Raw genomic sequence first — 17808 nt, 5'->3', positions numbered from 1 at the left:
GAGAGCACGGGCCCGTCGTGAGCGCGTGGCGCTGGTTACTTCTTGTCGTCCTCGGCCGGAGCCTCAGCGGCGTCCTCGGCCGCAGCCTCAGCGGCTGCGCCCTCTTCCGGCGACTCGGCGCCGGCGTCGGCGGCCGTGTCGTCGGCGGGAGCCTCGGTGGTCTCCTCGACGGGAGCCTCCTCGGCCGGGGCCTCGGCGGCAGGAGCGGCCGCAGCCGACTTCTTCGCCGACTTCGGCTTCGGGTTCACCGGCTCGAGCACGAGCTCGATGACGGCCATGGGGGCGTTGTCGCCCTTGCGGTTGCCGATCTTCGTGATGCGGGTGTAGCCGCCTTCACGGTCGGCGACCAGCGGGGCGATCTCGGCGAAGAGCTCGTGCACGACGCTCTTGTCACCGATGACCGTCGCGACGCGGCGGCGGGCGTGCAGGTCGCCGCGCTTGGCGAACGTGACGAGACGCTCGGCGTACGGACGCAGGCGCTTGGCCTTCGTCTCGGTCGTGGTGATCGACTTGTGCGTGAACAGCGCCGCGGCGAGGTTCGCGAGAAGCAGGCGCTCGTGTGCGGGGCCGCCTCCGAGGCGGGGACCCTTGGTGGGCTTAGGCATTTTTGATTACTCCAGGAAGAAGAGGGGGCTCAGAGGTTCTCGTCGTCGTATCCGCCGTAGAAGTGCGCACCGTCGAACCCGGGAACCGAGTCCTTCAGCGACAGGCCGAGGGAGACGAGCTTGTCGCGCACCTCGTCGACCGACTTCTGACCGAAGTTGCGGATGTTCATGAGCTGTGTCTCCGAGAGGGCGACCAGCTCGGACACCGTGTTGATGCCCTCGCGCTTGAGGCAGTTGTACGAGCGGACCGACAGGTCGAGGTCTTCGATCGGCATCGACAGCTCGTTGGTGAGGACCTCGGCGACCGGCGCGGGGCCGATCTCGATGCCCTCGGCCTCGACGTTCAGCTCGCGGGCGAGTCCGAACAGCTCGACGAGCGTGCGGCCGGCCGAGGCCACCGCGTCGCGCGGCGAGATGGACGCCTTCGACTCGACGTCGAGGACGAGCTTGTCGAAGTCGGTGCGCTCACCGGCACGAGTCGCCTCGACGCGGTAGCTGACCTTGAGCACGGGCGAGTAGATCGAGTCGATCGGGATCTGACCGGCCTCGGCGTACTCGTTGCGGTTCTGCGTCGCCGAGACGTAGCCGCGACCGCGCTCGATGACGAGCTCGAGCTCGAACTTCGCGCTGTCGTTGAGCGTCGCGATGACCAGGTCGGGGTTGTGGACCTCGACACCGGCCGGAGCCGAGATGTCCGCGGCCGTGACCTCACCGGCACCGGTCTTGCGCAGGTACGCCGTGATGGGCTCGTCGCGCTCGGACGAGACCACGAGCTGCTTGATGTTGAGGATGATCTCGGTGACATCCTCCTTCACGCCCGGAATCGTGCTGAACTCGTGCAGCACACCGTCGAAACGGATGCTGGTGACGGCGGCACCCGGGATGGACGACAGCAGGCTGCGGCGCAGCGCGTTGCCGATGGTGTAGCCGAAGCCGGGCTCGAGCGGCTCGACGACGAACCGGCTGCGGAACTCGCCGATCTTCTCCTCGGTCAGAGTGGGACGCTGTGCGATGAGCACTATGTGTTCCTTTCGATCACGTGACCGCTATATGACACGTGCAATTCAGTGAGGTGTTGAGTTTTCAAGGAAACGACGGAAGTCCGGATGCCGCGCGATGCGGCATCCGGATCCGTGTCAGCTCAGACGCGGCGGCGCTTGGGGGGACGGCAGCCGTTGTGGGCCTGCGGGGTGACGTCCTGGATGGACCCCACCTCGAGGCCGGCGGCCGTCAGCGAGCGGATCGCGGTCTCACGGCCCGAACCGGGGCCCTTCACGAAGACGTCGACCTTCTTGACGCCGTGCTCCTGCGCCTGACGCGCAGCGGACTCGGCGGCCATGCCGGCGGCGTAGGGGGTCGACTTGCGCGAGCCCTTGAAGCCGACGCCACCCGAGGAGGCCCAGCTGATGACGGCGCCCGACGGGTCGGTGATCGAGACGATCGTGTTGTTGAACGTCGACTTGATGTGGGCGTGGCCCAGCGCGATGTTCTTCTTCTCCTTGCGGCGCGGCTTGCGCGCTGCGGACTTGGCCTGTGCCATGTGCGTGTTCTCCTAAACCTGTGGGGGCCGCGCCTTAGCGCGCCTTCTTCTTGCCGGCGACGGTGCGCTTGGGACCCTTGCGCGTACGCGCGTTGGTCTTGGTGCGCTGACCGCGCACGGGCAGGCCACGGCGGTGGCGCAGACCCTCGTAGGAACCGATCTCGACCTTGCGGCGGATGTCGGCGGCGACCTCGCGGCGCAGGTCACCCTCCACCTTGTAGTTGCCCTCGATGTAGTCGCGGAGCGCGACGAGCTGGTCGTCGCTGAGGTCCTTGACGCGGATGTTCTCGTCGATCTCCGTCGCTGCGAGGATCTCGTTCGAGCGGGTACGGCCCACGCCGTAGATGTACGTGAGGGCGATCACCACGCGCTTGTCGCGCGGGATGTCAACGCCGGCAAGACGTGCCATGCGGTTCTCCTAGGAGTAGTCGAAGGTATGGAGCAGGATCTGTGCTCGGGCCTTCGTCCCGAGGTGTCCCCCGCCGGCGTCGCCGGGCGGGTTCTGATCTGCCTGAGGTGTATTGAGTTGTCGTCGGACCGAGCGCCGCGTGCACGCGGCATCCGATCAGCCCTGGCGCTGCTTGTGACGCGGGTTCGACTTGCAGATGACCATGACGCGACCGTGGCGACGGATGACCTTGCAGTGGTCGCAGATGGGCTTGACGGAGGGGTTGACCTTCATGATGTTCCTGATTCGCTGTCTTCGCCGACGGAGCAGGAGCCCCGGGGCGTTACTTCTCGGCCGGTGTGCGCTGGGCTCAGCGGTAGCGGTAGACGATGCGACCGCGCGTCAGGTCGTAGGGGCTGAGCTCCACGACCACGCGGTCTTCGGGGATGATGCGGATGTAGTTCTGCCGCATCTTGCCCGAGATCGTTGCGAGGACCTTGTGTCCGTTGCTCAGCTCGACGCGGAACATCGCGTTCGGCAGAGCCTCGGAGATCACGCCCTCGATCTCGATGACACCGTCTTTCTTGGCCATACGCTCGCTTACAGTTGTGCAGGCCGGTCGGTCTGCGTTGGATGGGATTTTCGGTGACACGCCGAGAGAGGCGCAACGCACCAAAGAGCAAGCATACGCGCTACCGCACGCTCCGGCAACTCGCCGTATCTTCTCCGGCGCGTCGCTCCGCGACGGTCAGTTGAAGAGCGTCGCGAACGAGCCGCGTGCGGGGATCGTGCTGTTCGAGATCGTCTCGCCGTTGACCGCGATCGTCGGCGTGCCGATACCGTTCGAGCCGGGCTGGATCGGCGTCTCCTTCGTCTTCGCGGTCACGAACGACTCGTAGGTGCGATCGGTGACGCAGGAGTCGATGCCGGTGACGCCGGCGTCGGAGGCGATCTGCAGGATCTGCTCGTCGGTGAGACCCGTCGACTGCTCGGCGGGCTGCTGCTCGAACATCGCCTGCATGAAGGGGACGGCCGCGTCGGGGTCGGCCTCGGCCACGCAGTACATCGCGTTGGCCGAGCGCGTGGAGTACTCGGCGCCCTGCGAGTAGCGATCGAGGATGGAGATGGGGTGGATGTTGAGAGTGATCGTGCCGTCGTTGACGAGGTCGAGGATCTCGGGCCCGTACGTGGTCTCGAACTGACCGCAGATCGGGCACATGAAGTCGATGTACGTGTCGAGCGTCTGCGACCCCTCGCCGACGACGACCGCACCGGTCTCCTGGTTGATGCCCGAGCCCGTGGGCGGGGTGCCCGGGTCGGTCGCGCTGTTGTTCATCCACACCACGAGCGCCACGATCAGCGCCACGACGACCACGACGGCCGTCGACACCCAGATCGCGAACCAGTTGGTCTTGCCCGTAGCCGCAGTAGCCATCACTTCTCTCCTCAGCCGATTTCCGTCGGCACGATTCCATACGGAGCGAGTCCCGCGGCGCCACCGTCCGGTGCCGTGAGAACCCAGATTCCCCCATCATGCACCGCGACGCTATGTTCCCAATGGGAGCCGTCCGAGCCGTCGATCGTCGAGACGGTCCAGTCGTCGTCCTCCGTGAAGGTCTCTTCCGAGCCGGCCACGACCATCGGCTCGATCGCGAGGACGAGACCGGGCTTGACCTCGGGGCCGAGGTCGGGAACGCGGTAGTTGAACACCGACGGCGCCTCGTGCATCTTGCGGCCGATACCGTGCCCGACGTAGTCGCGCAGGATGCCGTAGCCCTCGCCCGAAGACTCGATCGACGTCTGGATCGCGTCGCCGATCTCGCCGATGCGCTTCGCGTTCGCCAGGGCGGCGATGCCCGCCCACAGCGACTCCTCGGTCACCTCGGACAGGCGCTCACGGGCCGCGACGAGCTCCGGGCGGTCGGGATCGGGGATGACGATCGTGATCGCCGAGTCGCCGTTCCAGCCGCGGAACTGCGCACCGGCGTCGATCGAGAGGATGTCGCCGGGCTCGAGCGGACGAGAGTTCGGGATGCCGTGCACGACCTGCTCGTTGACCGACGCGCACACCGTGTGGCGGTAGCCGCGGACGAGCTGGAAGTTCGACTCGGCGCCGCGCGAGCGGATGACGTCCGCGGCGATCGCGTCGAGCTCGAGCGTCGTCACGCCGGGCGCCACGTGGTCGCGCACCGCCTGGAGCGCTGCCGCCGTGATGAGTCCGGGCTCGACCATCGCCCGCAGCTGGGCGGGCGACTTGTAGATGGAGCGGCGGCCGATCACGCCGTGATGCCGCGGGCGGTCAGGGCCGCGGTGATGCGCTCGGTGATCTCGTCGAGCGAGCCGACACCGTCGATCTGGTCGACGATGCCGCGCTCGCGGAAGACATCGAGGATCGGCGCCGTCTCGTTCTCGTAGATCGACAGCCGCTTGGCGATCGACTCCGCGTTGTCGTCGCCGCGCCCCTGTTCGGCGGCACGCTTGGACAGACGCGCGATCGACTCCTCGCGCGGGACGACGAGCTCGATGACGCCGGTCAGCTCCTCGCCGCGACTGCTGAGGAAGGCGTCGAGGTCGGCGACCTGGGCGAGGTTGCGGGGGTATCCGTCGAGCAGGAACCCGCCGGCCGCGTCGTCCTGGGCGAGACGGTCGCGCACGATCGCGCTCGTCAGCTCGTCGGGAACCAGGTCGCCGCCGTCGATGATCGCCTTGACCTGCTGGCCGAGCGGAGTGCCTTCTTTGACGTTCGCCCGGAAGACATCGCCGGTCGACACGGCAGGAACGCCGAGGGCCTCGGCGATGCGGACACCCTGAGTGCCCTTGCCCGAGCCCTGGGGCCCGACGATCAGCAGGCGTGCAGCCGTCATCGCAGCAACCCTTCGTAGTGGCGCTGCTGGAGCTGCGCGTCGATCTGCTTCACCGTCTCGAGTCCGACACCCACGATGATGAGGATCGATGCGCCGCCGAACGGGAAGTTCTGGTTCGCACCGACCGTCGCGAGCGCGATCAGCGGGAGCAGGGCGATGAGCCCCAGGTAGATCGAGCCGGGAGCGGTGATGCGGGTGAGCACGTAGTCGAGGTACTCCGCGGTGGGGCGACCGGCACGGATGCCGGGGATGAACCCGCCGTACTTCTTCATGTTGTCGGCGACGTCGACCGGGTTGAACGTGATCGCGACGTAGAAGTAGGTGAAGCCGATGATCAGCAGGAAGTACACCGCCATGTACAGCGGGCTGTCGCCGGTCGTGAAGTACTGCTGGATCCACGCCACCCAGCCGGGCACGTTGCCGTCGGCATCCGGGTTCTGATTGAACTGCGCGATCAGCGCGGGGATGTAGAGCAGCGACGAGGCGAAGATGACGGGCACCACGCCGGCCATGTTGACCTTGATCGGAATGTACGTGTTCGTCCCGCCGTAGGTGCGTCGGCCGACCATCCGCTTGGCGTATTGGACGGGGATGCGCCGCTGCGACTGCTCGACGAAGACGACGAGGGCGACGACGGCGATACCGACAGCGAGCACGAGGAGGAAGATCTCGAAGCCGCGCGCGACGGCGATCGACCACAGCGCGGCCGGGAAGGTCGCCGCGATCGACGTGAAGATGAGGATCGACATGCCGTTGCCGACGCCGCGCTCGGTGACGAGCTCGGCGAACCACATGATCAGGCCCGTGCCGGCGGTCATCGTGATGATCATCAGGAGCTGTGCGTACCAGGCCTCCGAGGTCAGGAGCTGCGCGCACTCGGGAACACCGGTCACGGGGATCAGCTGACCCGAGCGTGCGACCGTCACGAGAGTGGTCGACTGCAGCAGCGCCAGCGCGATGGTGAGGTAGCGCGTGTACTGCGTGAGCTTCGCCTGACCCGACTGGCCCTCCTTGTAGAGGGTCTCGAAGTGCGGGATGACCACACGCAGCAGCTGCACGATGATCGTCGCGGTGATGTACGGCATGACGCCGAGCGCGAAGATCGACAGCTGCAGCAGCGCGCCGCCCGAGAACAGGTTCACGAGCGAGAGCAGGCCCTGCGCGGTTCCGCTCTGGTCGAGACAGCTCTGCACGTTCGGGAAATTGACGAACGGCGTCGGGACGTGGGCGCCCAGGCGGTAGATGGCGATGATCGCCAGGGTGAAGCCGATCTTCCGCCGGAGATCCGGGGTGCGGAAGACCCGCGCAATGGCGCTGAACAAGTGGATTCCTCCCAAGGGATGGGCGGCGTCTCGGGAAGACACCGTCAACCAGGGTATCCCAGGCCGTTCGCTGGCGCGCCTCGGATACGACGAAGCGAGGGCCGGAGCGAACTCCGGCCCTCGCTGGCGAATTACTTGATGGACCCGCCGGCCGCGACGATCTTCTGCTCGGCAGAGCCCGAGACCTTGTCGACCGACACGTTCAGCGCCACCGAGATGTCGCCGGTGCCGAGCACCTTGACCTTCTCGTTCTTGCGGACGGCACCCTTGGCGACCAGGTCGCCGATGGTGACGTCGCCGCCCTGCGGGTACAGCTCCGCGAGCTTGTCCAGGTTCACGACCTGGTACTCGACGCGGAACGGGTTCTTGAACCCGCGCAGCTTGGGGGTGCGCATGTGGAGCGGCATCTGGCCACCCTCGAAGCCCACCTTGACCTGGTAGCGAGCCTTCGTACCCTTGGTACCGCGGCCCGCCGTCTTGCCCTTCGAGCCCTCACCGCGACCGACACGGGTCTTCGCGGTGTTGGATCCGGGGACCGGACGCAGGTGGTGCACCTTCAGCACACCGGGACGAGCGGCCGTGGTCTCGGCCTTCGCCTTCTTGTCGTCCTTCTTCTCAGCCATCAGTCGATCTCCTCAACCTTCACGAGGTGCGCGACGGTCTTGACGTAGCCGCGCGTCTGCGCGTCGTCGGGACGGACGACCGAGTCGCCGATCCGCTTGAGACCCAGCGAACGCAGCGTGTCGCGCTGGTTCTGCTTCTCGCTCACCTTGGACTTGACCTGGGTGACCTTCAGTCGAGCGGCCATCAGGCACCTACCTTCTGTGCGGCGTTCGCCTCGGCCTCAGCGCGCACGAGACGAGCCGGCGCGACCTGGTCGAAGTCCAGGCCACGGCGTGCGGCGACCGCACGGGGCTCCTCGAGCTGCTTCAGTGCCTCGACGGTCGCGTGCACGATGTTGATCGTGTTCGACGAGCCGAGCGACTTCGACAGGACGTCGTGGATACCGGCGCACTCGAGCACGGCGCGGACGGGACCACCGGCGATAACACCGGTACCGGCCGCGGCCGGACGCAGGAGCACCACGCCGGCGGCTGCCTCACCCTGCACGGGGTGCGGGATGGTCGAGCCGGTGCGGGGAACGCGGAAGAAGTTGCGCTTGGCCTCTTCGACACCCTTCGAGATGGCGAGGGGGACCTCACGCGCCTTGCCGTAGCCGACGCCCACCAGACCGTTGCCGTCGCCGACGACGACGAGAGCGGTGAAGCTGAAGCGACGACCACCCTTGACGACCTTCGACACGCGGTTGATCGTGACGACGCGCTCCAGGAACTGGCTCTTGTCGGCGTCGCGCGAACCGCGGTCGCGGTTGTTGTTGCGCTCGCGGCTGCCGCGGCGGGGCTCGCGGGCCTCGCGCTCGACGGGAGCGGTGCCTGCGGCCTGCTCGGTCGTAGCCTGTTCGGTCACAGGGTTCTCTCCGTTGTTGTTGGTCACTGCATCGCTCACAGGTTCAGACCTCCCTCGCGAGCGCCGTCGGCGATCGCTGCGACACGGCCCGCGTAGCGGTTGCCACCGCGGTCGAACACGACGTCTGCGACGCCGGCGGCCTTGGCGCGCTCGGCGACGAGCTCGCCGACCTTGCGGGCCTTGGCGGTCTTGTCACCGTCGAACGTGCGCAGGTCGGCCTCGAGGGTCGACGCGGATGCCACGGTGTGGCCCTTCGCGTCGTCGACGAGCTGCACGAAGACGTGGCGGGCCGAGCGGGTCACGACCAGGCGCGGCCGGACCTCGGTGCCCACGATCTTCTTGCGAAGGCGGGCGTGACGACGCGCGCGCGCGTCGGACTTGCTCTTCACAGCCATGCTTACTTACCAGCCTTTCCGGCCTTGCGGCGGACGACCTCGCCCGCGTACCGCACACCCTTGCCCTTGTACGGCTCGGGCTTGCGGATCTTGCGGATGTTGGCCGCGGTCTCGCCGACCGCCTGCTTGTCGATGCCGCTGACCGTGAGCTTGTTGTTGCCCTCGACGGTCAGGGTGATGCCGGCGGGTGCCTCGACGGTGACGGGGTGCGAGAAGCCGAGAGCGAACTCGACGGACGAGCCCTTCTGAGCGACGCGGTAACCGGTGCCGACGACCTCGAGACCCTTGGTGTAGCCCTGGGTCACGCCGATGATGTTGTTGTTGATCAGGGTGCGGGTCAGGCCGTGCAGGGCACGCGACTCGCGCTCGTCATCCGGGCGGGTGACGAGAACCTGGTTCTCCTCGACCTTGGCCTCGATGGGCTTGGCGACGGTCAGTCGCAGCTCGCCCTTGGGGCCCTTGACGAGGACGTCCTGTCCGGCGACCTCGACGGTCACACCGGCAGGGATGTCAATGGGAAGACGTCCAATACGCGACATCAGATCACCACACGTAGGCGAGGACTTCCCCGCCGACGCCCTTCGACTCGGCCTGGCGGTCCGTGAGGAGGCCAGAGGAGGTGGACAGAATCGCGACGCCCAGGCCACCGAGGACCGTGGGCAGCTCGGTCGACTTCGCGTAAACGCGGAGACCGGGCTTGGAGACGCGCTTGATGCCGGCGATCGACCGCTCGCGGTTGGGGCCGTACTTCAGCGTCATGGTGAGGGTCTGGCCGACACGAGCATCGGAGACCTCCCAGCTGGAGATGTAGCCCTCCTGCTTGAGGATCTCGGCGATGTTGGTCTTGAGCTTCGAGCTCGGCAGCGACACGGAGTCGTGGTGCGCCGAGTTCGCGTTGCGCAGACGGGTCAGCATATCTGCGACCGGGTCTGTCATCGTCATAGGTATTTTCCTTTGATCATGAGGTTTCGACTGCCGTTACACGACAGGCGACCTTCGATGAATGTCCATATTCAGTTGTGCAGTCGTTCGGCCCCGGAGCATGCCCCGAGGCCGAACGATCGATTGTACCGGATTACGCCTGAGCGTTGTCCGCCGTGAAGGGGAAGCCCAGCTGGCGAAGCAGCGAGCGTCCCTCGTCATCCGTCTTCGCCGTCGTGACGATCGTGATGTCGAAACCGCGGACGCGGTCGATGCGGTCCTGGTTGATCTCGTGGAAGACCGCCTGCTCCTGCAGACCGAAGGTGTAGTTGCCGTGACCGTCGAACTGCTTGGGCGACAGACCGCGGAAGTCGCGGATGCGGGGCAGCGCGAGGTTCACGAGGCGGTCGATGAACTCCCACGCACGGTCGCCACGGAGGGTGACGTGCGCGCCGATGGCCTGGCCCTCGCGCAGCTTGAACTGCGCGATGGACTTACGGGCCTTCGTGACGATCGGCTTCTGACCCGTGATCTTCGTCAGGTCGTCCACAGCGCCGTCGATCACCTTGCTGTCGCGAGCTGCCTCGCCGACACCGGTGTTCACGACGACCTTCACGAGACCGGGGATCTGCATGACGTTGGCGTAGCCGAACTCGTCCTGCAGAGCCTTCTTGATCTCGCTCTGGTACTTCTGCTTCAGGCGGGGCTGGATCTTGCCAGCCGCCGCGGCAGTGGTGCTGCTCATATTCAGAGGTCCTTGCCGCTCTTCTTCGCGTAACGCACGCGGACGGTGCGCTTCACGCCGTCCTTCGTCTTCTCCTCGACGCGGTGGCCGACGCGGGTCGGCTTCTTCGTCTCGGGGTCGACGATCTGGACGTTCGAGATGTGGATGGGGGCCTCGAAGGTCTCGATGCCGCCCGTCTTGGTGCCACGCTGCGTCTGACCGACGCGGCTGTGCTTGGTGACGTAGTTCACGCCCTCGACGATGACGCGGTTCTGCTCGACGAGGACCTCGAGGACCTTGCCCTGCTTGCCGCGGTCGCCGCCGCGCTCGGGCTTGGCGCCCGTGATGACCTGAACCAGGTCACCCTTCTTGATGTTCGCCATGATCAGATGACCTCCGGGGCGAGCGAGACGATCTTCATGAACTTCTTGTCGCGAAGCTCACGACCGACCGGTCCGAAGATGCGGGTGCCGCGGGGCTCCCCGTCGTTCTTCAGGATGACGGCGGCGTTCTCGTCGAACTTGATGTACGAGCCGTCGGAACGGCGCGTCTGCTTGACGGTGCGGACGATGACGGCCTTGACGACATCACCCTTCTTGACGTTGCCACCGGGGATCGCGTCCTTGACGGTGGCGACGATGATGTCGCCCAGTCCGGCGTACCGGCGGGCGGAGCCGCCGAGCACACGGATGGTGAGCAGCTCCTTGGCGCCGGTGTTGTCGGCGACCTTGAGGCGGGATTCGGTCTGAATCATGAGATCACTTCGCCTTCTCGAGGACCTCGACCAGACGCCAGCGCTTGGTGGCGCTCAGCGGGCGAGTCTCGTTGATGAGGACGAGGTCGCCGATGCCGGCGGTGTTGGCCTCGTCGTGGGCCTTGACCTTCGACGTGCGGCGGATGACCTTGCCGTAGAGCGGGTGCTTCACGCGGTCCTCGACCTCGACGACGATCGTCTTGTCCATCTTGTCGCTCACGACGTAGCCACGACGAGCCTTGCGGTAACCGCGGGCGTTCTCGTCGCGGACGTCGTGCGCGGCCGACTCGTGGCCGGCGGCCGCGGGTGCCGTTGCGGCATCCTTCTTCTCAGCCATCACTCGGTCTCTTCCTTCGCGGCCTCGGTGGCGTCATCCGCCTTCTTGGCCTTGGTCTTCTTCGCCTTCGGCGCCTCCGCGACGGGCGTGGCACGGATGCCGAGCTCGCGCTCGCGGATCACCGTGTAGAGCCGCGCGATGTCGCGCTTGACCGCACGGATGCGGCCGTGGCTCTCGAGCTGGCCGGTGGCCGACTGGAAGCGCAGGTTGAACAGCTCTTCCTTGGCCTTGCGCAGCTCCTCGACGAGGCGCTGGTCTTCGAACGTGTCGAGCTCGCTCGGGGCGAGCGTCTTGGTGCCGACAGCCATTACGCGTCGCCCTCCTCGCGCTTGATGATGCGTGCCTTAAGCGGCAGCTTGTGAATGGCACGGGTCAGGGCCTCGCGAGCGAGCTCCTCGTTGACTCCGGCGACCTCGAAGAGGACGCGACCCGGCTTGACGTTGGCGACCCACCACTCCGGCGAGCCCTTACCCGAACCCATGCGGGTCTCGGCGGGCTTCTTGGTGAGCGGACGGTCGGGGTAGACGTTGATCCACACCTTGCCGCCACGCTTGATGTGACGCGTCATGGCGATACGAGCGGACTCGATCTGACGGTTGGTCACATAAGCGGGCGTGAGTGCCTGGATGCCGAACTCGCCGAAGGAGACCTTCGTGCCGCCGGTGGCCTGGCCATCGCGCTTGGGGTGGTGCTGCTTGCGGTACTTGACCTTACGGGGGATAAGCATCAGGCCGACGCTCCTTCTGCCACGGGGGCCTCGTTGCGGGGACCACGACGGCGGTCACCGCGGTCGTCGCGACCGCGCGAGGTCTTCGGCGCGTTGGCCTGCTCGCGAGCGAGCTCCTTGGCCGTCAGGTCGCCCTTGTAGATCCAGACCTTCACGCCGATGCGGCCGAAGGTGGTCTTGGCCTCGTAGAAGCCGTAGTCGATGTTCGCGCGGAGCGTGTGCAGGGGCACGCGGCCCTCGCGGTAGAACTCCGAGCGGCTCATCTCCGCGCCGCCGAGGCGGCCCGAGACCTGGATCCGGATGCCCTTGGCGCCGGCGCGCTGAGCGCCCTGCAGACCCTTGCGCATCGCGCGGCGGAACGCCACACGAGCCGAGAGCTGCTCGGCGATGCCCTGCGCGACGAGCTGGGCGTCGGCCTCGGGGTTCTTGACCTCGAGGATGTTGAGCTGGATCTGCTTGCCGGTGAGCTTCTCGAGGTCGGCGCGGATGCGCTCGGCCTCGGCGCCACGGCGACCGATCACGATGCCCGGGCGGGCGGTGTGGATGTCGACGCGGACGCGGTCACGGGTGCGCTCGATCTCGATGTTGCTGACGCCGGCGCGGTCGAGCGACGTGGTCAGCAGACGACGGATCTTGATGTCCTCGGCGACGTAGTCGGCGTAACGCTGGCCCGGCTTGGTCGAGTCCGAGAACCAACGCGACACGTGGTCCGTGGTGATGCCGAGGCGGAAGCCGTACGGGTTGACTTTCTGTCCCATTACTTGCTCGCCTTCTTGCTCGTACCGGCGGCCGCGGCATCCGCGTTCTCCGGCGTCGACAGCACGACCGTGATGTGGCTCGTGCGCTTCTTGATCTGGAAGGCACGACCCTGGGCGCGGGGCTGGAAACGCTTGAGCGTCGTGCCCTCGTCGACGTACGCGTTCTTCACGTACAGGTCTGCATCGTCCAGGAACTCGTTGTCCTTGTCGGCCTTGACGCGAGCGTTCGCGACCGCCGAGGCGACGAGCTTGTAAATCGGCTCGCTGGCGCTCTGGGGGGCGAACTTCAGGATGGCGAGTGCCTCCTGAGCCTGCTTGCCCTTGATGAGCGCGACGACACGACGAGCCTTCTGAGGGGTCACGCGGATGTGCTTCACGCGCGCGGTGGATTCCACCATGTCTCTCCTCCTCTGTCCTCTCTGGAACTGCCCCCGCGTCAGCGGCGGCGGCCCTTCTTGTCGTCCTTCACGTGGCCGCGGAAGGTGCGGGTGGGCGCGAATTCGCCCAGCTTGTGGCCGACCATGGTCTCGGACACGAACACAGGGATGTGCTTGCGTCCGTCGTGCACGGCGATCGTGTGGCCGAGCATGGCCGGGATGATCATCGAACGGCGCGACCAGGTCTTGATGACGTTCTTGGAGCCGGCTTCGTTCTGCGCGACCACCTTGCGAAGCAGGTGCTCGTCGACGAAGGGGCCCTTCTTCAGGCTGCGAGGCATCTTCCTCTACTCCTACTTGCGCTTCTTGCCGGCGTTGCGACGGCGGACGATGTACTTGTCGCTCTCCTTGTTGGGGTGGCGGGTGCGACCCTCAGCCTGGCCCCAGGGAGTGACGGGGTGACGTCCACCGGACGTCTTGCCCTCACCACCACCGTGCGGGTGGTCGACCGGGTTCATGGCGACACCACGAACCGTCGGGCGAACGCCCTTCCAGCGCTTGCGGCCGGCCTTGCCCCAGTTGATGTTCGACTGCTCGGCGTTGCCGACCTCGCCGATGGTCGCGCGGCAGCGCGCATCGACGTTGCGGATCTCGCCGGAGGGCAGACGCAGCTGGGCGTAGGGGCCGTCCTTCGCGACCAGACGCACGCTGGCGCCGGCCGAGCGAGCCATCTTCGCGCCGCCGCCGGGGCGGAGCTCGATGGCGTGGATGACCGTACCGGTCGGGATGTTGCGCAGCGGCAGGTTGTTGCCGGGCTTGATGTCAGCGCCGGCACCCGACTCGACGATGTCGCCCTGCTGGAGCTTGTTCGGGGCGATGATGTAGCGCTTCTCGCCGTCGAAGTAGTGCAGCAGCGCGATGCGTGCGGTGCGGTTGGGGTCGTACTCGATGTGAGCGACCTTGGCGTTGACGCCGTCCTTGTCGTTGCGACGGAAGTCGATCACGCGGTACTGGCGCTTGTGGCCACCACCGATGTGACGGGTCGTGATGCGGCCCTGGTTGTTACGGCCACCGGTCTTGGCGATCGGGCGGAGGAGCGACTTCTCGGGCGTCGATCGGGTGATCTCGGCGAAGTCGGCCACCGACGAACCGCGGCGACCCGGGGTCGTGGGCTTGTACTTGCGAATAGCCATGTTCGTTGTCCTCTATCCCGACCGTCAGCCGACTGCCGTGAAGATGTCGATGGTGCCCGACTTCAGGGTGACGATGGCGCGCTTGGTGTCCTTGCGCTTGCCGGTGCCGAAGCGGGTGCGACGGGACTTGCCCGCGCGGTTGAGCGTGTTGACCGCGGCGACCTTGACACCGAAGATCTTCTCGATCGCGAGCTTGATCTCGGTCTTCGAAGCGCGGGGGTCCACGAGGAACGTGTACTTGCCCTCGTCGATGAGCCCGTAGCTCTTCTCGGAGACGACCGGCTTCAGGATGATGTCGCGCGGGTCCTTGTTGACGGCGGTCATGCCGAGACCTCCTCGGTGGCGCCGGCCTTGGACGCGACGAACGCGTCGTAGGCGGCCTTGGTGAAGACGAGGTCGTCCGAGACGAGCACGTCGTAGGCGTTGAGCTGGTCGAACGTCAGCACGTGGACGTACGCGAGGTTGCGCACGCTCTTGACGGTGATCTCGTCACCGCGCTCGATGACCACGAGGACGTTCTTCGTGGCGCCGAGACCGGTCAGCACGGCGGCTGCGGCCTTGGTCGAGGGCGCGCCCTCGACACCGAACGAGTCGATGATGTGCAGACGCTGGCCGCGAGCACGGTCGCTGAGCGCTCCGAGGAGTGCGGCGGCGACCATCTTCTTGGGGGTGCGCTGCGAGTAGTTGCGCGGCTTGGGGCCGTGCACGATGCCACCACCGGTCATGTGCGGCGCGCGGATCGAGCCCTGACGGGCGTTACCCGTGCCCTTCTGCTTGAAGGGCTTGCGGCCGGCGCCCGAGACCTCACCGCGACGCTTGGTCGAGTGGGTGCCCTGGCGAGCCGCCGCGAGCTGCGCGACGACGACCTGGTGGATGAGGGGAACGTTGGTCTTGACGTCGAAGAGCGCGGCGGGCAGCTCCACGGAGCCGGCCTTCTTGCCGGAAGCGCTCCGGACGTCGAGCGCGAGAGTCGAGTCAGCCATGATCAGGCACCCTTCACAGCGTTGCGGACGTAGACGATGCGGCCGCGTGCACCGGGGACGGCGCCCTTGACGAGCAGCAGACCCTTCTCGGCGTCGACGGCGTGCACCGTGAGGTTGAGGACGGTCACGCGCTCGCCACCCATGCGGCCGGCCATGCGCATGCCCTTGAAGACGCGGCTGGGCGTCGACGAGGCACCGATGGAACCGGGCTTGCGGTGGTTGCGGTGCGCACCGTGCGAGGCCGAGACGCCCTTGAAGTTGTGGCGCTTCATGACACCCGCGGTGCCTTTGCCCTTGCTGGTGCCGACGACGTCGACCAGCTGGCCGGCCTCGAACGTGTCACCGGCGGTGAGCTCCTGACCGAGTGAGTAGTCAGCGGCATCCGCCGTGCGCACCTCGGTGAGGTGGCGACGGGGGGTCACGCCGGCGGCCTCGAAGTGGGCCGTGAGGGGCTTGTTGACCTTGCGGGGGTCGATCTGGCCGGCAGCGATCTGAACGGCCGAGTAGCCGTCCTTCTCGGGCGTACGGACCTGGGTGACCACGTTCGGCGCGATCTCGATGACCGTGACGGGGACGAGCTTGCCCTGCTCGTTCCAGACCTGGGTCATGCCGAGCTTGGTGCCGAGGAGGCCCTTGGAAACCTTGGAGTTGATGTCAGCCATGTCGAACCTCAGAGCTTGATCTCGATGTTGACGTCGGCCGGGAGGTCGAGTCGCATGAGCGAGTCGACAGCCTTCGGCGTCGGGTCGACGATGTCGATCAGACGCTTGTGGGTGCGCATCTCGAAGTGCTCGCGGCTGTCCTTGTACTTGTGGGGCGACCGGATGACGCACACGACGTTCTTCTCGGTCGGCAGCGGCACGGGTCCGACGACAGTCGCGCCCGCACGGGTCACGGTGTCGACGATCTTGCGTGCCGAGGTGTCGATGACCTCGTGGTCGTACGACTTCAGGCGAATGCGGATCTTCTGTCCCGCCATTTGTCTGCTCACTCTCTTTATCGCGTCTTACGTCTCGCTGGTCGCGAGCGCATTGGACGCCCGGTGGCGCGGTCTGCGCCGGGCACTTCTCACCGCCGGGGCGGTGATGCTGCACCACTGTTCTGATGTCAAACCCGCGAGTCTCCCCGCGGTTCCGCACCGTGCGCGCAGGCGCGCATCCTGTCTCCAGGTCGGTGTGGGGTTCGATGTTCATCTGCCCGTGGCCTAGGACTCTGCGCTTCGCGCCGCCTATGCACTGTCGTGACAGTGATCCGGGATGCTGGGCACCCGTCGGAATGTGGAACCTGGATAGTCTACGTGCCGCCCGGGCGTGTCGCAAACCCGGGCGTGTCGCGAGATCCGTGTGACGCCGGGCGCGGCCGCCGCGGGCCGCCGAACACGTACCGCCGCCGCGACCGCGCACCTTCTATGGTGCACCCTCGCGGCGATGGTGCGCGTTCGGCGGGATGGGTTGGGGGTGGGTTGGGGGGTGGGTGGGTGGGTGGGTCAGCGCAGGAGGGCGTGGGCGCGGAGGAATGCGGCGAACGTCGGGCGTGAGGCGAGTCGCTCCCACCCCCACCGGATCGGAGTCCAGCCGGTCGCCGCGACGATGCGACTCTCGCGATCGCGCTGCTCGCGCAGCACGTCACGAGGCGACCGGCCCGCCGTGAACGCGGGATCGACGTACTTGCCGTCGCCGTCGAACTCGCCGAACCTCCGCAGCCGGGGCCACGCGAAATCGAGGAACGCCCACCGCCCGCCGCCGAGAGCCACCGGATGCTGGAGCGTCGGCTCCGTGGCGCCGAGCTGCTGCATCCACAGCCGACTGATGCTCTCACCCGGCAGCTGCGCGCGGCCGTCGGCGATCGAGACCACGAAGCGCGCGCGACGGATGCCGCGGGCACCGGGAGCCCGCTCGATGCGACCGGCCACGTCGGCGACCAGCGCCGCGGCGGCAGCCCGGTCGTAGACGCCCCGGCCCTGCCACGCCACCGCTCGCAGCGCCGCATCCATCGCCGCTGTCGCGGTCTCGGCCCTCTCGGCGCAGAGCACATCGAACAACGTGCGGGCGATGTTCGTCGCCTGCAGCGCATCGACGGACGTGATGTCGGAAGCGATGACCTCGTGCCGATGCCGCACGACGTCGCTGCGACTCGGAGCCGGCGCCGGGCCGAGCTCGAGAGTGTGCACGCGAGCGTCGTCGCCGCGGTGGACCGGCAGCCCATGCAGCGCGGCGGCTGTCGCGTGCGAGAAGACCGGCTCGCGAGTGGCGACCGCGGCGAGAGCGTGCGCTCGCAGCAGCATCCGCTCCTCCGGCCGTGCAGCCGCCCACCGGGATGCCGCAACGTAGACCCCCCGCCGCACGCGCACGAGCTCTCCGTCGGCGACGGCACGATCGAGGGTGGACGCCTCGCCCCGACGTCGCGCATCGCGCCGGAGGATCAGGTCGTCGTGCTCGGTCATTCCCCCACGG

General features: G+C 67.1%; 31 protein-coding genes. All 31 read right to left on the bottom strand.

Features of this window, described 5'->3' with window-relative positions; all coding sequences use genetic code 11:
- Positions 1–35: 35 nt before the first annotated feature.
- On the bottom strand, positions 36–605 hold the full coding sequence (rplQ, locus tag DEU36_RS11475) for a 50S ribosomal protein L17 (RefSeq protein WP_120264243.1): 570 nt from the start codon (positions 603–605) through the stop codon (positions 36–38).
- Positions 606–634: 29 nt separating this feature from the next.
- Positions 635–1624 (bottom strand): DNA-directed RNA polymerase subunit alpha, encoded by a 990-nt coding sequence (locus tag DEU36_RS11470; RefSeq protein ID WP_023954080.1) that lies wholly within the window; start codon positions 1622–1624, stop codon positions 635–637.
- 122 nt (positions 1625–1746) lie between these two features.
- Positions 1747–2145: a 30S ribosomal protein S11 gene (gene rpsK, locus DEU36_RS11465; protein ID WP_023954078.1), complete on the bottom strand. Its 399-nt coding sequence runs from the start codon at positions 2143–2145 to the stop codon at positions 1747–1749.
- 34 nt (positions 2146–2179) lie between these two features.
- On the bottom strand, positions 2180–2554 hold the full coding sequence (rpsM, locus tag DEU36_RS11460; protein ID WP_056371363.1) for a 30S ribosomal protein S13: 375 nt from the start codon (positions 2552–2554) through the stop codon (positions 2180–2182).
- A 156-nt stretch (positions 2555–2710) separates the two neighbouring features.
- On the bottom strand, positions 2711–2827 hold the full coding sequence (gene rpmJ, locus DEU36_RS11455; protein ID WP_005050492.1) for a 50S ribosomal protein L36: 117 nt from the start codon (positions 2825–2827) through the stop codon (positions 2711–2713).
- 76 nt (positions 2828–2903) lie between these two features.
- Positions 2904–3125 carry a translation initiation factor IF-1 gene (gene infA, locus DEU36_RS11450; RefSeq protein ID WP_017201569.1) on the bottom strand — a complete coding sequence of 74 codons (222 nt, stop codon included), beginning with the start codon at positions 3123–3125 and terminating at the stop codon, positions 2904–2906.
- Positions 3126–3281: 156 nt separating this feature from the next.
- Positions 3282–3968, bottom strand: a complete 687-nt coding sequence (locus DEU36_RS11445) for a thioredoxin domain-containing protein (RefSeq protein WP_120264242.1) — start codon at positions 3966–3968, stop codon at positions 3282–3284.
- Between the two features lie 11 nt (positions 3969–3979).
- Complete coding sequence (gene map / locus DEU36_RS11440; protein WP_183045354.1) at positions 3980–4813, bottom strand: type I methionyl aminopeptidase; 834 nt, start codon at positions 4811–4813, stop codon at positions 3980–3982.
- Positions 4810–5397 (bottom strand): adenylate kinase, encoded by a 588-nt coding sequence (locus DEU36_RS11435; RefSeq protein WP_120264241.1) that lies wholly within the window; start codon positions 5395–5397, stop codon positions 4810–4812. Before DEU36_RS11435 ends, map begins: the two co-directional genes overlap by 4 nt.
- On the bottom strand, positions 5394–6719 hold the full coding sequence (gene secY / locus DEU36_RS11430; protein WP_120264240.1) for a preprotein translocase subunit SecY: 1326 nt from the start codon (positions 6717–6719) through the stop codon (positions 5394–5396). Before secY ends, DEU36_RS11435 begins: the two co-directional genes overlap by 4 nt.
- 131 nt (positions 6720–6850) lie before the next feature.
- The gene (rplO, locus tag DEU36_RS11425; RefSeq protein ID WP_183045353.1) at positions 6851–7342 is read right to left on the bottom strand and encodes a 50S ribosomal protein L15; all 492 of its coding nucleotides are present in this window, start codon (positions 7340–7342) and stop codon (positions 6851–6853) included.
- A complete protein-coding gene (rpmD, locus tag DEU36_RS16140; RefSeq protein ID WP_023954062.1) occupies positions 7342–7527 on the bottom strand; it encodes a 50S ribosomal protein L30 in 186 nt (61 codons plus the stop codon). The genes rplO and rpmD overlap by 1 nt, the downstream gene beginning before the upstream one ends.
- The gene (gene rpsE / locus DEU36_RS11420) at positions 7527–8225 is read right to left on the bottom strand and encodes a 30S ribosomal protein S5 (RefSeq protein ID WP_370877338.1); all 699 of its coding nucleotides are present in this window, start codon (positions 8223–8225) and stop codon (positions 7527–7529) included. The genes rpmD and rpsE overlap by 1 nt, the downstream gene beginning before the upstream one ends.
- On the bottom strand, positions 8222–8581 hold the full coding sequence (rplR, locus tag DEU36_RS11415) for a 50S ribosomal protein L18 (protein WP_120264239.1): 360 nt from the start codon (positions 8579–8581) through the stop codon (positions 8222–8224). Before rplR ends, rpsE begins: the two co-directional genes overlap by 4 nt.
- Positions 8582–8583: 2 nt before the next feature.
- A complete protein-coding gene (rplF, locus tag DEU36_RS11410; protein WP_064955469.1) occupies positions 8584–9120 on the bottom strand; it encodes a 50S ribosomal protein L6 in 537 nt (178 codons plus the stop codon).
- Between the two features lie 4 nt (positions 9121–9124).
- Positions 9125–9523: a 30S ribosomal protein S8 gene (gene rpsH / locus DEU36_RS11405; RefSeq protein ID WP_120264238.1), complete on the bottom strand. Its 399-nt coding sequence runs from the start codon at positions 9521–9523 to the stop codon at positions 9125–9127.
- A gap of 133 nt (positions 9524–9656) precedes the next feature.
- Entirely contained in the window at positions 9657–10247 is a 591-nt protein-coding gene (gene rplE, locus DEU36_RS11400) for a 50S ribosomal protein L5 (protein ID WP_120264237.1), read from the bottom strand.
- 2 nt (positions 10248–10249) lie between these two features.
- Positions 10250–10609 (bottom strand): 50S ribosomal protein L24, encoded by a 360-nt coding sequence (gene rplX, locus DEU36_RS11395; protein ID WP_120264236.1) that lies wholly within the window; start codon positions 10607–10609, stop codon positions 10250–10252.
- 2 nt (positions 10610–10611) lie between these two features.
- On the bottom strand, positions 10612–10980 hold the full coding sequence (rplN, locus tag DEU36_RS11390) for a 50S ribosomal protein L14 (protein WP_091500775.1): 369 nt from the start codon (positions 10978–10980) through the stop codon (positions 10612–10614).
- A gap of 4 nt (positions 10981–10984) precedes the next feature.
- Positions 10985–11317: a 30S ribosomal protein S17 gene (rpsQ, locus tag DEU36_RS11385; RefSeq protein WP_120264235.1), complete on the bottom strand. Its 333-nt coding sequence runs from the start codon at positions 11315–11317 to the stop codon at positions 10985–10987.
- Positions 11317–11625: a 50S ribosomal protein L29 gene (gene rpmC / locus DEU36_RS11380; protein ID WP_023954048.1), complete on the bottom strand. Its 309-nt coding sequence runs from the start codon at positions 11623–11625 to the stop codon at positions 11317–11319. The genes rpsQ and rpmC overlap by 1 nt, the downstream gene beginning before the upstream one ends.
- Entirely contained in the window at positions 11625–12044 is a 420-nt protein-coding gene (gene rplP, locus DEU36_RS11375) for a 50S ribosomal protein L16 (protein ID WP_023954047.1), read from the bottom strand. The genes rpmC and rplP overlap by 1 nt, the downstream gene beginning before the upstream one ends.
- The gene (gene rpsC / locus DEU36_RS11370; RefSeq protein WP_023954045.1) at positions 12044–12802 is read right to left on the bottom strand and encodes a 30S ribosomal protein S3; all 759 of its coding nucleotides are present in this window, start codon (positions 12800–12802) and stop codon (positions 12044–12046) included. The genes rplP and rpsC overlap by 1 nt, the downstream gene beginning before the upstream one ends.
- Positions 12802–13200: a 50S ribosomal protein L22 gene (gene rplV / locus DEU36_RS11365; RefSeq protein ID WP_036304774.1), complete on the bottom strand. Its 399-nt coding sequence runs from the start codon at positions 13198–13200 to the stop codon at positions 12802–12804. Before rplV ends, rpsC begins: the two co-directional genes overlap by 1 nt.
- Before the next feature lie 38 nt (positions 13201–13238).
- Complete coding sequence (gene rpsS, locus DEU36_RS11360; protein WP_023954043.1) at positions 13239–13520, bottom strand: 30S ribosomal protein S19; 282 nt, start codon at positions 13518–13520, stop codon at positions 13239–13241.
- Between the two features lie 12 nt (positions 13521–13532).
- Positions 13533–14372, bottom strand: coding sequence for a 50S ribosomal protein L2 (rplB, locus tag DEU36_RS11355; RefSeq protein WP_023954042.1), 840 nt, complete (start codon positions 14370–14372; stop codon positions 13533–13535).
- Positions 14373–14396: 24 nt separating this feature from the next.
- Positions 14397–14696: a 50S ribosomal protein L23 gene (gene rplW / locus DEU36_RS11350; protein WP_023954040.1), complete on the bottom strand. Its 300-nt coding sequence runs from the start codon at positions 14694–14696 to the stop codon at positions 14397–14399.
- Positions 14693–15355 carry a 50S ribosomal protein L4 gene (rplD, locus tag DEU36_RS11345; protein WP_120264234.1) on the bottom strand — a complete coding sequence of 221 codons (663 nt, stop codon included), beginning with the start codon at positions 15353–15355 and terminating at the stop codon, positions 14693–14695. The genes rplW and rplD overlap by 4 nt, the downstream gene beginning before the upstream one ends.
- 2 nt (positions 15356–15357) lie before the next feature.
- Positions 15358–16017 (bottom strand): 50S ribosomal protein L3, encoded by a 660-nt coding sequence (gene rplC, locus DEU36_RS11340; RefSeq protein WP_023954036.1) that lies wholly within the window; start codon positions 16015–16017, stop codon positions 15358–15360.
- A gap of 8 nt (positions 16018–16025) precedes the next feature.
- Complete coding sequence (gene rpsJ / locus DEU36_RS11335) at positions 16026–16334, bottom strand: 30S ribosomal protein S10 (RefSeq protein WP_017201594.1); 309 nt, start codon at positions 16332–16334, stop codon at positions 16026–16028.
- Between the two features lie 507 nt (positions 16335–16841).
- Entirely contained in the window at positions 16842–17798 is a 957-nt protein-coding gene (locus DEU36_RS11330; protein WP_120264233.1) for a type IV toxin-antitoxin system AbiEi family antitoxin domain-containing protein, read from the bottom strand.
- Positions 17799–17808: the final 10 nt, after the last annotated feature.

It is taken from the genome of Microbacterium sp. AG238, from assembly GCF_003610405.1.
In the GTDB taxonomy this organism is placed as follows: Bacteria; Actinomycetota; Actinomycetes; order Actinomycetales; family Microbacteriaceae; genus Microbacterium.
Note: the sequence above shows the minus strand (reverse complement) of the source record. Positions and strands in the feature narration are given on the sequence as shown.